This window comes from Paraburkholderia caledonica NBRC 102488 (assembly GCF_000685095.1).
Taxonomy (GTDB): Bacteria; Pseudomonadota; Gammaproteobacteria; order Burkholderiales; family Burkholderiaceae; genus Paraburkholderia; species Paraburkholderia caledonica.
The window spans coordinates 410,494-425,018 of record NZ_BAYE01000002.1 but is presented as its reverse complement, the minus strand read 5'-3'; the positions used below and the strand labels follow the sequence as shown (position 1 = coordinate 425,018).

At 61.4% G+C, this 14,525-nt stretch carries 9 protein-coding genes; all 9 read left to right on the top strand.

Features of this window, described 5'->3' with window-relative positions:
• Nucleotide 1 precedes the first annotated feature (1 nt).
• The 9 genes from BCA01S_RS05745 (at nt 2) to BCA01S_RS05710 (ending at nt 14,523) form a co-directional block, all read left to right on the top strand.
• Complete coding sequence (locus BCA01S_RS05745) at nt 2–1,501, top strand: efflux transporter outer membrane subunit (protein WP_042318005.1); 1,500 nt, start codon at nt 2–4, stop codon at nt 1,499–1,501.
• The gene (locus BCA01S_RS05740; RefSeq protein WP_027776112.1) at nt 1,498–2,763 is read left to right on the top strand and encodes a paraquat-inducible protein A; all 1,266 of its coding nucleotides are present in this window, start codon (nt 1,498–1,500) and stop codon (nt 2,761–2,763) included. The genes BCA01S_RS05745 and BCA01S_RS05740 overlap by 4 nt, the downstream gene beginning before the upstream one ends.
• Nucleotides 2,756–4,375, top strand: a complete 1,620-nt coding sequence (locus BCA01S_RS05735) for a PqiB family protein (RefSeq protein WP_027776111.1) — start codon at nt 2,756–2,758, stop codon at nt 4,373–4,375. Before BCA01S_RS05740 ends, BCA01S_RS05735 begins: the two co-directional genes overlap by 8 nt.
• On the top strand, nt 4,372–4,965 hold the full coding sequence (locus BCA01S_RS05730; RefSeq protein ID WP_027776110.1) for a PqiC family protein: 594 nt from the start codon (nt 4,372–4,374) through the stop codon (nt 4,963–4,965). The genes BCA01S_RS05735 and BCA01S_RS05730 overlap by 4 nt, the downstream gene beginning before the upstream one ends.
• 192 nt (nt 4,966–5,157) lie before the next feature.
• Nucleotides 5,158–6,456, top strand: a complete 1,299-nt coding sequence (locus tag BCA01S_RS05725; protein WP_027776109.1) for a TAXI family TRAP transporter solute-binding subunit — start codon at nt 5,158–5,160, stop codon at nt 6,454–6,456.
• A 211-nt stretch (nt 6,457–6,667) separates the two neighbouring features.
• A complete protein-coding gene (locus BCA01S_RS34520) occupies nt 6,668–7,426 on the top strand; it encodes a DUF3280 domain-containing protein (protein ID WP_341807722.1) in 759 nt (252 codons plus the stop codon).
• Between the two features lie 272 nt (nt 7,427–7,698).
• Nucleotides 7,699–8,049, top strand: coding sequence for a hypothetical protein (locus tag BCA01S_RS34515; RefSeq protein WP_156955027.1), 351 nt, complete (start codon nt 7,699–7,701; stop codon nt 8,047–8,049).
• On the top strand, nt 8,046–8,357 hold the full coding sequence (locus BCA01S_RS37850) for a DUF4142 domain-containing protein (protein WP_244145958.1): 312 nt from the start codon (nt 8,046–8,048) through the stop codon (nt 8,355–8,357). Before BCA01S_RS34515 ends, BCA01S_RS37850 begins: the two co-directional genes overlap by 4 nt.
• A 109-nt stretch (nt 8,358–8,466) precedes the next feature.
• Nucleotides 8,467–14,523, top strand: a complete 6,057-nt coding sequence (locus BCA01S_RS05710) for a hybrid sensor histidine kinase/response regulator (RefSeq protein WP_027776107.1) — start codon at nt 8,467–8,469, stop codon at nt 14,521–14,523.
• Nucleotides 14,524–14,525: the final 2 nt, after the last annotated feature.

The window sequence follows — 14,525 nt, the reverse complement described above, 5'->3', positions numbered from 1 at the left end:
TATGCGCGGCTTCACATTCCTTCTGCGTCCGCTGTCCGCACTGCTGCTGTCGGTGCTAGGGCTTGCATTGAGCGGGTGTCTGCTCGGCCCGGACTACGTGCGGCCCACGGTGCCGACGCCGGCAACCTTCCGCTTCCAAACCACCGAGGCCGCCGAGGTGGCCAACGCGATGTGGTGGGAGCAGTTCAAGGATCCCGTCCTGAACGATCTGATTGCCGCCGCGCTGGCGGACAACAACGACGTGAAAATTGCCGCCGCGCGCGTCGACCAGTTTCTCGGCCAGTTCGTCACGACGCGCTCGGCATTGTTTCCGCAGATCAACGCGGGCTTCGACGCGTCCCGTCAGCGTGTGTCGGTCGCTGGGGTGCCGACGTTGCCACCCGGCGTCAGCCCCGTGTTCAACGAGTTTCAGGCACCGTTGATGGCCTCGTGGGAGATCGATTTCTTCGGCAAGGTGCGGCGGCAGACCGAGTCCGCGCGGGCAAGCCTGCTGGCAAGTGAAGAGGGGCGCCGCGCGACCATCCTGTCGCTGGTGGCGTCGGTCGCCTCCGCGTACATCAACTTGCGCGACCTCGACCAGCAACTGTCGATTGCGAAGGCGACGACCGAAAGCCGTGCGGGTTCGGTCAAGGTGTTTCAGGCGAGGTTTGCAGGCGGCGATGTGTCGCAGATGGAACTCGCGCAGAGCGAGTCGGAATACGAGGCATCGCTCGCGACCATTCCGCAGATCGAGACGCAGATCGCCCAGCAGGAAGACTCGCTCTCCGTTCTGCTTGGCCACAATCCCGGTCCGATCCTGCGGGGCCGCGAACTGACTGAACTCGAGGTGCCGCCGGTGCCGGCGGGCCTGCCTTCCGATCTGCTGCAGCGCCGCCCCGATCTGCGTCAGGCCGAGCAGAACCTGATCGCCGCAAATGCGCTGATCGGTGCCGCGCGCGCACTTTACTTCCCGACGATTTCACTGACGGGCCTGTTCGGAACGGCAAGCGGCCAGTTCTCGAACCTGTTCACCGGACCGGCGCGGATCTGGTCGTACGCTGGCTCGCTGACCGTGCCGATCTTTACCGCGGGCAGCATCAGCGGTCAGGTGAGCCAGGCGGAAGCGCAGCAGCAACAGGCGTTGTTCCAGTATCAGCAATCTATTCAGGTCGCGTTCCAGGAAGTCGATGACGCATTGATCGCGCTTCAGAAGTCGCGCGAACAACTTGTTGTGCAAGGCCGTCAGGTCGACGCATTGCGAACCTATTCGCGGCTCGCGCGGTTGCGCTACGAGGGCGGCTATACGAGCTACATCGAAGTGCTGGACGCCGAGCGCAGCCTCTTCAACGCGCAGCTGAGCTACACGCAGACCAACGGACTGGTATTCAACTCGCTGATCAGCCTCTACAAGGCGATGGGCGGCGGCTGGGTCGTCGAAGCGGAACGCATGACGGGGCGGGTGATGCAGCATGGCCCTGCGGCGCCCGCTGCCGAACAGGCCGCGACGGAGCCGCCGCAATGAACACCGGGCGCCTCATTGCCTGTCACGAATGCGACCTTCTGCAACGGGAAGCGCCGTTGACAGGCGAAGGCGTGCTGCGCTGCTGCCGCTGCGGTGCCGAACTGTACCGCCATCATCCGGACAGCCTCGATCGTGCGCTAGCCTATACGCTCACGTGCATCGTGCTGTTCGTGATCGGCAACGCGTATCCGATCGTCGGCCTGTCGGTCAACGGCGATCTCGTCCAGACCACCTTGCTGGGCGCGGTGCGCGCGCTGTACACGGACGGCATGTGGCCGATCGCGGGGCTGGTGTTCGTGACGACATTCCTCATGCCGCTCATGCAGATGTCCGCGATAGCGTACCTGCTGGTTCCGCTGCGGCTTCGGCGCCTTCCATATCGGGCCGACATCGTCTTTCGCATGCTGCATCTTGCGCGGCCGTGGGGCATGACGGAGGTGCTGATCCTCGGGATGCTGGTCGCGCTGGTCAAGCTGGCGCATATCGCCAGCGTCGTGCCGGGCGTCGCGCTCTGGACGTTCGCCGCGCTCATGCTGCTGCTCGCGGCTGCCAGCGCTGCGTTCGACCCGCACGAGCTCTGGCAGCGCATAGGCGGCCACTCCCGCAGTGCGCCGGGCCCGGAAGAACTCGCCGCGGCGTCCGCACGCACGGCAATGGCCAGCGGCCTGATGACCTGTCACAGCTGCGGGCTGCTGACGAAAACGGGCCCGCACGTCCACGAAGCGAGTTGTCCGCGCTGCGGCGCGCATCTTCATGAACGCAAACCGGCGAGCTTTGCCCGTACGTGGGCGTTCCTGATTGCTGCGATGGTGCTGTATATCCCGGCGAACATGCTGCCTGTGATGAACACCAGTTCGCTGTTCGGCTCGGAGAAAGACACGATTCTGAGCGGCGTGGTGTACCTCTGGACATCCGGCTCGTGGCCTTTAGCCATTATCGTGTTCATCGCGAGCATCGCAGTCCCGATGCTGAAGATCCTCGCGATCATGTTCCTCGTCATCTCGACGCAGCGGCGCTCAGTCGCGCTATTGCAGCAGAGAACGCGCATCTATCGTGTGGTGGAACTCGTCGGGCGGTGGTCGATGCTCGATATCTATGTGATCACCATTCTTGTCGCGCTCGTCCAGTTCAATGCACTCGCGACCATCCAGGCGGGACCGGCAGCGGTTGCCTTCGGCGCGGTGGTGGTGTTGACGATGTTCGCGGCCATGTCGTTCGACCCGCGCCTCATCTGGGACGCGAACGAGTCAAATCATGGCTAAACCTCCCGGTCAACAAGGGTCACCGGACGTTCCCGAAGCTATTGCCACTTCGCGCTCACGCTGGCGGATGCAGATCGTGTGGCTGGTGCCGCTCATCGCCATTCTGATTGGCGGCTGGCTCGCGGTGAAGACGATCCTCGAACAGGGCCCGACAGTCGCCATCACCTTCGACACCGGCGAGGGGCTCGATGCGGGCAAGACCAAGATCAAGTTCAAGAACGTCGACATCGGGGTGGTCAAGAGCGTCACGTTGTCGGGCGACCACCGCCGCGTGATCGCCACGGCCGAACTGTCCAAAGATGCCTCAAAGCTGCTGGTAGACGATACGCGATTCTGGGTCGTACGTCCGCGTATTTCTGGCGGCACGGTTTCGGGCATCGGCACCTTGCTGTCAGGTTCCTTCATCGGCATGGACGTGGGCACTTCGACGAAACCGAGGCGCGAATACACAGGCCTGGAGTCACCGCCCGTGTTCGCGAGCGGCGTGCCGGGTCGCGAGTTCATATTGAAAGGCGCGGACATGGGCTCGCTCGATGTCGGCTCGCCCATCTACTACAGACGGCTGCAAGTCGGACAGGTCACGTCGTACCAACTGGACGAAAGCGGCAAGGGCGTGACGTTGCATGCCTTCGTCAACGCCCCTTACGAGAAGTTTGTGAAGCCGGATACACGGTTCTGGCAGGCGAGCGGTCTGGACGTGTCGCTCGATACGACGGGTGTCAAGGTCAATACGGAATCGCTGGTGGCGATACTGATCGGCGGGCTCGCATTCCAGACGCCCGATGAAACGGCCGATGAATCTGAAGCCGACGCGAATGCGGAGTTTGTGCTGTTCCACGATCGCGCGGAGGCGTTTAAGCGCCACGATCGGATCGTCGACAACTATATGCTGGTGTTCAGGGAGTCAGTGCGGGGGCTGGTGGTCGGCGCGCCCGTCGATTTTCTCGGAATCGTGGTGGGTGAGGTCGCAGCGATCAATACGCGGTTTGATCCCGTCACGAAGCAGTTCAGCATCCCGGTCGAGATACGCCTCTTCCCTGAGCGCTTCACTTCGCGCTATGTCAAGGGCGGGGCTGGCGGCAGGATCACCGACGATCGTCAGCGACTTGCGCAAACGCTGGTCGACCATGGCTTGCGTGCGCAATTGCGCACCGGGAACCTGTTGACCGGGCAACTCTACGTGGCGCTCGAATTTTTCCCGAACGCGCCGAAAGCGAAGGTCGACTGGACCACCACGCCGCCCGAGTGGCCAACCATACCTGGCGGCCTGCAGTCCATGCAGGAATCGGTGACGAATCTCCTCGCCAAGCTCAACCAGATCCCATTCGGGGGGATCGGGAAGGACGCGCAAAAGACGCTAGCCGATGCGGATACGCTCCTCAAGCAGTTGCGCACCGACGTGGTGCCGCAGGCGCGGGACACACTCGTCGCCGCACAGGCGGCGCTGAATTCCGCGAACGGTGCTCTACAGCCCGATTCCGCGCTGGCGCAGAACACCTCGGACGCCATGAACGAACTGGCGCGCACGGCGGCTGCTTTCCGCACGCTGGCGGACTATCTGGAGCGCCATCCGGAGGCACTCATTCGCGGCAAGCTGGAGGATAAAAAGTGAAGGGCCTGTCACTATCCCTTGCCGTTGCGCTGACGATGGCGACGCTCGCCGGTTGCGCCGGCTCGCCCAAGTCGGACTTCTACACGTTGAGTGCGGAGGCGCCGCGCCAGAGCGTCAGTCAAGGTGCGCCCGTCGTCGTCGTGATCGGCACGATCGCCGTGCCTGAACTCGTCGACCGGCCGCAGATCGTGGTTCGCGCCGGCACGAACCATGTGACGATCGACGAATTCGCTCGATGGGCCGAGCCGCTGAAGAGCCAGATTCCGCGCGTCATGGTCGCGAATCTCTCGCAGTTGCTGAACAGCCCTCTTGTGTCAACTGCGCCGATGGGTGGAGATGCAGCGGTGGCCTGGCGAGTGCGAGTCGACGTCCAGCGCTTCGACGCCTCGCTCGGCGATACCGCCACTGTCGATGTCTTGTGGTCGGTGCTGCCACCCGGCAAAGCGCCGCCGATAACCGGCCGCACCATCGCGAGCGAGCCCTGCGCAGGTGCGGGCTATGACGCAGTGGTGGTGGCCTGGAGCAGGGCGCTCGCCACCGTGAGCCGCGCGATCGCGGCCAGCATCCATCCGCCGACCGCCGTTGACTGACGGCTGAACGGAGGGCTCCTGTGGGAACGCTGGAGACGGAGGAGATGCTTTCATGGTGCATTGGTTGCGGCCGCCCTTGTCCTGGAGGTGGCGGCGGGCGGGAACGCATTTGCGGGGTCCGACGGGTCCGACGAGCGAGACCGAACCATGCCCAGGCAGCATCCGGCAGTATATCGAAGCCAGAACACCCCAATGACACCGGGGCGCCGGCGGCTTCTCGTCATCTCGGCGGTACTGCTGCTGGCCGTGCTGGGTTGGGGGCTGGCGGCCGTACTGAAGCCCGCCTTCCAGCGCACGATCGTCATCACAACTGGTGCTGACAGGGGCATTTATCGAGGCTTTGCGGATCGCTATGCGCAGGTCCTCAAGCGCGACGGCATCACGCTCGATATCCGCAGTTCTTCCGGGTCGGTCGAAAATTATCAGCGGCTGAGGGATCCCCACAGCGCGTACGAAGCGGGCTTTATCCAGTCAGGCACCATCAGCCCGAAAGAGAGCGACCATCTGCAGACCATCGCTGCGGTGTCTTATGAACCGATCTGGGTGTTCTATCGTGGCGATGCCACCATCAACCGGCTGGTACAGCTGCGTGGCAAAAGAATTTCCATCGGTGTTCCCGGCAGTGGCCTGCTCAACGTCTCCCGGCTATTGCTCGCCTACAGCGGCGTCACCGGCGACAACGCCGCACTGCTTCAAATGGATGCAGCCCGAGCATATAAAGGCCTCGAAAACGGCCAGCTGGATGCTGCTTTCTTTATCGGCAGGCCCGATGCGCCGATGCAGACGACGCTACTGAATAGCGATCTCAAGCTGATGAGTTTTGCCCAGGCTGATGCGCTGGTGCAGAAATTCCCGTCTCTCTCCAAGATCATTTTCCCGCGTGCCTCGACCAGTATCGCCAACGATCGTCCTCCGGATGATGTCACCCTGCTGGCCGCCACGGCTCTGCTCGTGGCCAAAGACACGATGCATCCTGCGCTCGTTTACCTGTTGCTGGATGCGGCCAGAATCGTCCATGGCGGCGAAGACTACTTCACGCCGCTGGGCAGGTTTCCGAACCTGGACACCGAAGAATTTCCGATCTCCGACGAAAGCACGCGCTTCTTCAAATCCGGCCGCCCCTTTCTGCAGCGCTACCTGCCATTCTGGCTGGCCAGCTTTATCGAGCGGCGCCTGCTGATCCTCGTTCCCTTTGCGGCCTTGCTAATCGGTCTGCTACAGGCGTTGCCGGCCATGGTCGAAGCGCGGTTCAAGAACCGGCTCGTGGTCTGCTATCGGGCAATCAAATCGCTGGAAGATGAAATATGGCGAACCTCGCAGCCGACCGCGGCACAGCTCGCGCAATGGCGCGACGAAATCGAGAACATTGACGCGCATGCATGCCGCATGCGGATTTCCCAGCGCTATTTCCCGGATCTTTACGCGCTTAAGCTGGCGATTGGTATCGTGCGGGACCGGATTGGCCAGGTGGCCGGAAGGATGAAGGAATAGGGGAGTCTGAGCGCAGCATCCGTTGGTCCCCAGTAGAAAACTGGCCCGCAACATGTGGCGAAAGATTCGGTCGGCGCACCTCGCCGGGATAAGAACTGCCCGTGCGATCCGGCTCGGGGCTCGGTAGTCGGTTCATCCATGCGGTTCAGCAAATACGGAAAGGACGAATTCGACGAAATTCGCCGGCCCCCGCTTCGGAAAGGGCGCGTCGATGACGAGCCTGAATCTTCTCAGCTATCCGGATTTCGGTCGTCGTGCCGTCTCCGAAACGCCGACACCTTCGGTCAGCGCCAGCTTGACTGCCTATCCCCATTCCGGGCGTGGTCCTTGCGTGCGTTCGACCACCATGCCCTGCAGATCCGTATTCACCGCGGGACAATCGGCTCATGGGAGATATTCAGTCATGCTGCAGTTACGAAGGGTTTTGCCTCACGCCCGGGCGGGGCGCTCATCGCATCTTCTTTTCAATCTTGTGCTGTGTCTGGTACTTGCCACTGTGAGTTCGCAGGTGGTCGCGGCGCGATCCATCGCCATCATGGACTGCACCCTAATCGACGATAACGCTTCCTACAACGACGCCGATACCAACCGTACCCAGCAAACTCGCATCGGCTTGATCAGCGACGATCTGCGTGCCCAGTTGCGCGACCGCCAGTTATTTCATGTGGCAGACAACGCGCCGGCGAGCAGCATGATCGCGCAGCTCACGGCGACGCAAGACATGAACAGCTGTAACGGTTGCGAACTGCAGGTCGGCCGCAAGCTGGGTGTTGAGCGCATCGGCGTGTGCTGGGTGCAGAAGGTCAGCAACCTGATCATCAACATTAACTTGCGCGTGGAGGATGTCACGACCGGGATCGCCGTGTTCCAGCGTTCTGTGGATATTCGCGGTAACACGGATCTGTCGTGGCGTCGCGGCGTCAAGGCGCTGGTCGATCGTCTTGCCGACGACGCCAACGCCACTCGCTGATAAAGCGGCGGCGCATTTGGCGCTCGCATCGGTAACGACGCTCAGCGCGAGTCTGGCAGCTGGCTGCGGCGCCGACCGCTAACGTGACGAGCGAGACGGAGGGCGTCGGCGTTATCGATCTCGATCAGATAAGGCGTACCAAGACCTTCGCACTGCCTACGGAGGCCTGCAGGCACCGAACTGCCGTCGCTATGTTTGCGTAACACCATGGCTTGCCCTCGTGACACAAGTTGCGCATCGTGTCCTTTATCGCGGATTCGGCACAGTATGTAATGGAATCCGAATCATCTGATATGTCGCTCCGGTTGATTACTGTGGACGACGGCATGGTATGGATTTTCTCGAGCGTTGACCACTGTGATGGCATGTGCACCGGCATCCATGCCGCGACAATCGGTGACCGCTTCGCTACCCTCGAGCCGATCTCCCACGCGCTGCTGGGCGAGTTTGGCTCGGTAGTCGCCGACGCGGGCCGCGGATTGTCGCCAAGAATGGATCACGGCTCGCAAAACGTCGCAGAGGACTTTCGCGATCAGATCAGGTTCTGGGGCATCACGCCGAGCTACGCCTTCGTCGCCGAACGCGAGACCAATGGCGTCGCCGAGCGGTTCGGCGGACCATGAAGGAACAGGCTATTCATGGGCGCATCTTCAAGCGCCGGTACAGGAACCGGCACTTCGCATTCGTAAGACTATCAATCTGCCCAGAAGGCGCGTCTGACGGATGCACAAATCGTCGGCATCCTCCTTGTGGCGACCAGGCGGAAATCGCGGCCGGCCAGATAGCCGTGCGCAGAACGCAGTCGAGAAGCGTACAATTTTGCGCGAGTCGCATGGTTGACGAGCACGGACAGGCCAACCTGGAAACCGCCGGATTGATGCAAAAAGACTCGCGGAGACTCGACAACGAAGTTGGATTAGCGATGCGCTGACGCAGCACCAGCTACGACCAGCTTGCGAAGCTCAACGCAGTCGAAGCTCGCGAGTTCGACAAGGCGTACGAATAATAAATTTGCTTATATAACGACAGTTGAGGAACGCATGGACACGTTCGCGGTCGAATCGTCGCAACAATCCCATGATCCGTACGCGCTTATCGCGAGCGCTCTTAGCGCGCTGCGCCGAGGCGACACGTCCTTTCGTCTGCCTGATAACTGGCTGGGCGAACAGGGCAAGGTCGCGTCCGAATTCAACGCGCTGGCGGTACAGACGGCACATATCACGCACGACCTCGGGCGGATGTCACAGCGTTTACCCGGCATCGGGGCGGACGCTCAGGGCGCAGCCGTCAACTGTGAATCGCTCGCAGGCGCGTGGCTTGACAGTGCGACTCATGTCAACGCTCTCTTCGAGAGTGCGAAAGCCGGACACGAATGCACAAAGGCCATCCTGGCCGGACTTACGGCATTGCAGAAAGGCGAGGTGGCGTCGTTGCCGCCCGACTGGACCGGCATGCATGGCAAGGTGTCTCACGTATTCAACGATGTCGTTGAGCAGAACGTCGGGATGTCGGAAGAGCTCGGCCGCCTTAGCAGGGTGGTCGGCAAGGAAGGACGCCTGAAGGAGCGTGCGGCACTTCCCTACGCCCGCGGATTCTGGGGAGACTCGATAGAGGCGATCAATTCCCTGATTGCAGACCTGGTCCACCCGACGAGTGAAGTCGCGCGCGTGATCGGCGCAGTCGCACAGGGCGATCTTTCGAAGAGCATGGCGCTCGAGGCAGAGGGCAGGGCGCTGCAGGGGGAGTTTCTTCGAACCGCGAAGACCATCAATACGATGGTCGAGCAACTCGGCACCTTTGCCGCGGAAGTCACGCGCGTCGCACGCGAGGTCGGCACTGAAGGGAAGCTCGGCGGGCAGGCCGACGTGCAAGGCGTCGCGGGAACCTGGAAAGACCTGACCGACTCTGTCAATTCAATGGCGGGCAATCTGACCAGCCAGGTGCGCAACATCGCGGAGGTGACCAAAGCGGTTGCGGCCGGTGACCTCTCCAAGAAAATCACGGTCGACGTCAAGGGCGAAATTCTCGAACTGAAGAACACCATCAACACGATGGTGGACCAGTTGCGCTCGTTTGCATCTGAAGTCACGCGGGTGGCACGCGAGGTCGGCACAGAGGGCAAGCTTGGCGGCCAGGCTGATGTGCAGGGCGTGGCGGGCACATGGAAAGACCTGACCGATAACGTCAACTTCATGGCCGGCAACCTGACCAGTCAGGTGCGCAACATCGCGGAGGTGACCAAGGCGGTCGCGGCTGGTGACCTCTCCAAGAAAATCACCGTAGACGTCAAAGGTGAGATCCTCGAACTGAAGAACACCATTAACACCATGGTGGATCAGTTGCGCTCGTTCGCATCCGAAGTTACACGCGTCGCGCGGGAAGTCGGTACGGAAGGCAAGCTTGGCGGCCAGGCGGACGTGCAAGGCGTGGCCGGCACATGGAAGGATCTGACCGACTCCGTGAACTCGATGGGCGGCAACCTGACGGCGCAGGTGCGCAACATTGCAGACGTGACCACGGCGGTGGCGGCAGGCGATCTTTCGAAGAAGATCACGGTCGACGTCAAGGGCGAAATTCTCGAACTGAAGAACACCATCAACACGATGGTGGACCAGTTGCGCTCCTTCGCTTCCGAAGTGACGCGGGTCGCGCGGGAAGTCGGTACTGAAGGGAAACTTGGGGGCCAGGCCGATGTGCAGGGTGTCGCCGGCACCTGGAAGGACCTCACGGATTCGGTCAACTCGATGGGGAGTAACCTGACCGCCCAGGTGCGCAATATTGCCGAGGTGACGACGGCGGTCGCCGCAGGTGACCTGTCGAAGAAGATCACGGTGGACGTAAAGGGCGAGATTCTGGAACTCAAGAACACCATCAATACAATGGTGGACCAGCTCAGTTCTTTCGCATCGGAGGTCACCCGCGTTGCGCGTGAAGTGGGTACCGAGGGCAAGCTTGGCGGTCAGGCGGATGTGCAAGGTGTCGCTGGGACATGGAAGGATCTGACCGATTCGGTCAATTCGATGGGCAGTAACCTCACGGCTCAGGTCCGCAATATCGCGGACGTGACCACTGCGGTGGCGGCGGGCGATCTCTCAAAGAAGATTACCGTCGACGTCAAGGGCGAAATTCTCGAACTGAAGAACACCATCAACACGATGGTGGACCAGTTGCGCTCCTTCGCGTCTGAAGTCACGCGGGTGGCACGCGAGGTCGGTACCGAAGGCAAGCTGGGCGGCCAGGCGGACGTGCAAGGCGTGGCCGGCACGTGGAAGGACCTGACCGATAACGTGAACTTCATGGCCGGCAATCTGACCAGTCAGGTCCGCAACATCGCGGACGTGACGAAAGCCGTGGCGGCGGGCGACCTTTCGAAAAAGATCACGGTGGATGTCAAGGGCGAAATCCTCGAACTGAAGAACACCATCAATACGATGGTGGACCAGCTTAGTTCCTTCGCATCGGAAGTGACCCGGGTCGCGCGGGAAGTCGGCACGCTGGGCAAGCTCGGCGGGCAGGCGGACGTGCAGGGCGTGGCGGGTACCTGGAAGGACCTGACAGACAACGTCAATTTCATGGCGGGCAACCTGACGAGTCAGGTCCGCAACATCGCGGACGTGACCAAAGCCGTGGCGGCCGGTGATCTTTCGAAAAAAATCACGGTCGACGTCAAAGGCGAAATCCTGGAACTGAAGAACACCATCAATACGATGGTGGACCAGTTGCGTTCGTTTGCCTCCGAAGTCACCCGCGTCGCACGCGAAGTGGGCACCGAAGGCAAGCTGGGCGGCCAGGCCGACGTGCAGGGTGTGGCGGGCACGTGGAAGGATCTGACGGACAACGTCAACTTCATGGCGGGCAATCTGACGAGCCAGGTGCGCGGCATCGCCAAGGTCGTGACAGCCGTCGCGAACGGCGACCTGGCGCGCAAGCTGACGGTCGAGGCGAAAGGTGAAATCGCAGCGCTCGCAGACACGATCAACAGCATGACCGATACGCTCGCGACCTTCGCCGATCAGGTGACGACCGTTGCGCGTGAAGTCGGCGTGGAAGGGAAGCTCGGTGGTCAGGCCAAGGTGCCTGGCGCCTCTGGCACATGGAAGGGGTTGACCGAGAACGTCAACCAGCTCGCCGCCAACCTGACCACGCAGGTGCGAGCGATCGCGGAGGTGGCAACAGCCGTCACCCAAGGTGATCTGACACGATCGATTACCGTCGAGGCATTGGGTGAGGTCGCGGCGCTCAAGGATACGATCAACGAGATGATCCGCAACCTGAAGGATACGACCCAGGTCAATACCGAGCAGGACTGGCTCAAGACCAACCTCGCCAAGTTCAGCCGGATGCTGCAGGGACAGAAAGACCTCGTTGCGGTCGGGCAACTCATTCTGTCCGAGCTCGCGCCTGTGGTCGGCGTTCAGCAGGCGGAGTTTTTCGTGCTCGACACCACCGCTGATGCAACGGCCTTGCGCCTGATGGCGAGTTATGCATCGAGTGGACACCCGTCGCACGGCAAGCGTGTGCAACTCGGCGAGGGACTTCTCGGCCAATGCGCGGTCGAGCGGCGCAAGATTCTGCTTGAGCCGTCCGCCGTCGACAGTTTCCGGATCACGTCCGGGCTGATCAGCGTCGTCCCGCATAACGTACTGGTCCTGCCGATCATCTTCGAAGGGCAGGTCAAAGGCGTCATCGAGCTGGCGTCAGTCGAACGGTTCAATCCGACTCACCTGGCGTTCCTCGATCAGCTGACCGAAAGTATCGGCATTGTCATCAACACGATCGAGGCTAATACACGGACGGAAGATCTGCTCAAGCAGTCGCAGTCCCTCGCGCACGAACTGCAAAGCCGTCAGGAGGAACTGCAGCAGACCAATCAGGAACTGCAGGAAAAGGCACGGCTTCTTGCGCACCAGAATCAGGAAGTCGAGCGCAAGAACGCCGAAGTCGAGCAGGCCCGTCAAGCACTGGAAGAAAAGGCGAAACAGCTCGCGCTGACCTCGAAGTACAAGTCGGAATTCCTTGCCAACATGTCCCACGAACTGCGCACGCCGCTCAATAGCCTGCTCATTCTTTCTGACCAGTTGTGCAAGAACCCGGAAGGCAATCTTTCGACCAGGCAGATCGAGTTCTCGAGAACGATTCATTCGTCCGGCAACGATCTGCTGATGTTGATCAACGACATCCTCGACCTGTCGAAGATCGAGTCCGGTACCGTCGTGATGGATTTCGCCGCACATCGGCTCGCGGACCTCACGTCCTACGTCGAGCGTACCTTCCGGCACGTCGCGGAATCACGCAGCGTCGATTTTGTCATCCATGCGGGCGCCCGTCTTCCTGCGTCGATTCACACCGATCTTAAGCGGCTGCAGCAGATTCTGAAGAACCTGTTGTCGAATGCGTTCAAGTTCACGCACCACGGGCATGTCACGCTGTCCATCGAAGAAGTGTTCGGCGGTTGGAGCGCGGATAACGAAGGACTTAACCGGGCGCAGGACGTCATCGCGTTCTCGGTATCCGATACCGGGATCGGTATTTCGGCGGACAAACAGCAGATCATCTTCGAAGCGTTCCAGCAGGCCGACGGCAGCACGAGCCGTAAATATGGCGGGACCGGTCTGGGTCTTGCCATCAGTCGTGAGTTGTCGAAGCTGTTGGGCGGCGAGATCCGCCTCGTGAGCTCGCCGAACAAAGGGAGCACGTTCACGCTATATCTCCCCTTGTCAGGAGAGACAGGCTGGGTCGCGCGCCGAAGCGCCGCCGTGACCGGGGAGGACACGGGCGGGGCGACGCTCGATCGCGAACCGGCCGCTGCCATCGATGCAGCGGAGCGGACGGACGCCCTCGCTGCCCAGGAGTTCGTCAGCACGGTAGTCAGCGAGACGAGCGAACTGTCCCAGACGTCCGATGACGACCGTTTGAACATCGTGCCCGGAGAGCGGGTGTTGTTGATCGTCGAAAACGATCTTGCCTTCGCGCATTTCCTGCTCGACGCGGCCCGCGAGCATGGCTTCAAGGGACTCGTCACGCCGCTCGGCGCCGCTGCTTTGACGCTCGCCGATCAGTTCAAACCGGACGTCGTCACGCTCGATCTGTTTTTGCCGGACATGGACGGTTGGCGGGTGCTTGCCCGGCTCAAGCACGATATGGCGACCCGGCATATGGCCGTCTGCGTGATCTCGACGGACGAGTCGCGCGACCGCGCTTTGCAGGCTGGCGCGTTCGCCTTCGTGGCCAAACCAATCCAGTCGCGCGAAGTCCTGGACGACGCGCTGCGGGCAATCGCGGGCTACGTCGACAGAATGGAGCGCAAGGTTCTGATCGCGCTGCCCGAAGGGCCCGACCGCGAGCAATTGACGCAATTGCTGCCGAGCGACCGCGTCGTGTTGAGTTTCGCTGCGACAGGCGAACAACTGACCCAGGCGCTGGCCGAGGAAGATCTTTTTGCGGTAATCGTCGGGCCTGAGATGATGGAGAAAAGCCCCCATGAAATAGAGGCCGCGCTCGGTAAGCGCAGCCCCTTTGCACCGCTGCCTGTGATCGTCTATGCCCCTGACGGGGATATGCCCGCGCAAGGCATTCGAGCCGGCGAACGCTTCGTCAGCTACGTGGCGTCGGACATGAGCCGTCTGCTGGACTCGGCTGCCGCGTCGCTGCACCTGAGTCCGAAACGTTTGTCCGATCAGGCACGTGAACTCATCGACGATTTGCACCGCTCGGACGCCGATCTGACCGGACGCAAGGCGTTGATCGTCGATGACGATATGCGCAACATTTTCGCGCTCGCAACGGTCCTTGAAGACCACGGAATGCGCCACGTCTGGGCGGACAATGGCCATGACGCGATAAAGCTGGTCGAGACGGATCCGGAGATCGATATCGTGCTGATGGACATCATGATGCCGGAGATGGATGGTCTTACGACGACAAGGGAAATCCGCAAGCGGCCGGTCGGGCGTACCCTGCCTATCATCGCAGTCACGGCGAAGGCGATGAAAGGCGACCGCGAGCGTTGCATCGAAGCGGGCGCGTGGGACTATCTTTCGAAGCCGGTCAACCGGGAAGATCTGCTTGCCGTGCTGCACGCGTGGCTGCACCGCTAGGA

Bases quoted from the DNA above. Each gene is read 5' to 3' on its own strand.
- BCA01S_RS05745 (WP_042318005.1), top strand. From the start codon at position 2: ATGCGCGGCTTCACATTCCTTCTGCGTCCGCTGTCCGCACTGCTGCTG.
- BCA01S_RS05740 (WP_027776112.1), top strand. From the start codon at position 1,498: ATGAACACCGGGCGCCTCATTGCCTGTCACGAATGCGACCTTCTGCAA.
- BCA01S_RS05735 (WP_027776111.1), top strand. From the start codon at position 2,756: ATGGCTAAACCTCCCGGTCAACAAGGGTCACCGGACGTTCCCGAAGCT.
- BCA01S_RS05725 (WP_027776109.1), top strand. From the start codon at position 5,158: ATGACACCGGGGCGCCGGCGGCTTCTCGTCATCTCGGCGGTACTGCTG.
- BCA01S_RS34520 (WP_341807722.1), top strand. From the start codon at position 6,668: ATGACGAGCCTGAATCTTCTCAGCTATCCGGATTTCGGTCGTCGTGCC.
- BCA01S_RS34515 (WP_156955027.1), top strand. From the start codon at position 7,699: ATGGAATCCGAATCATCTGATATGTCGCTCCGGTTGATTACTGTGGAC.
- BCA01S_RS37850 (WP_244145958.1), top strand. From the start codon at position 8,046: ATGAAGGAACAGGCTATTCATGGGCGCATCTTCAAGCGCCGGTACAGG.
- BCA01S_RS05710 (WP_027776107.1), top strand. From the start codon at position 8,467: ATGGACACGTTCGCGGTCGAATCGTCGCAACAATCCCATGATCCGTAC.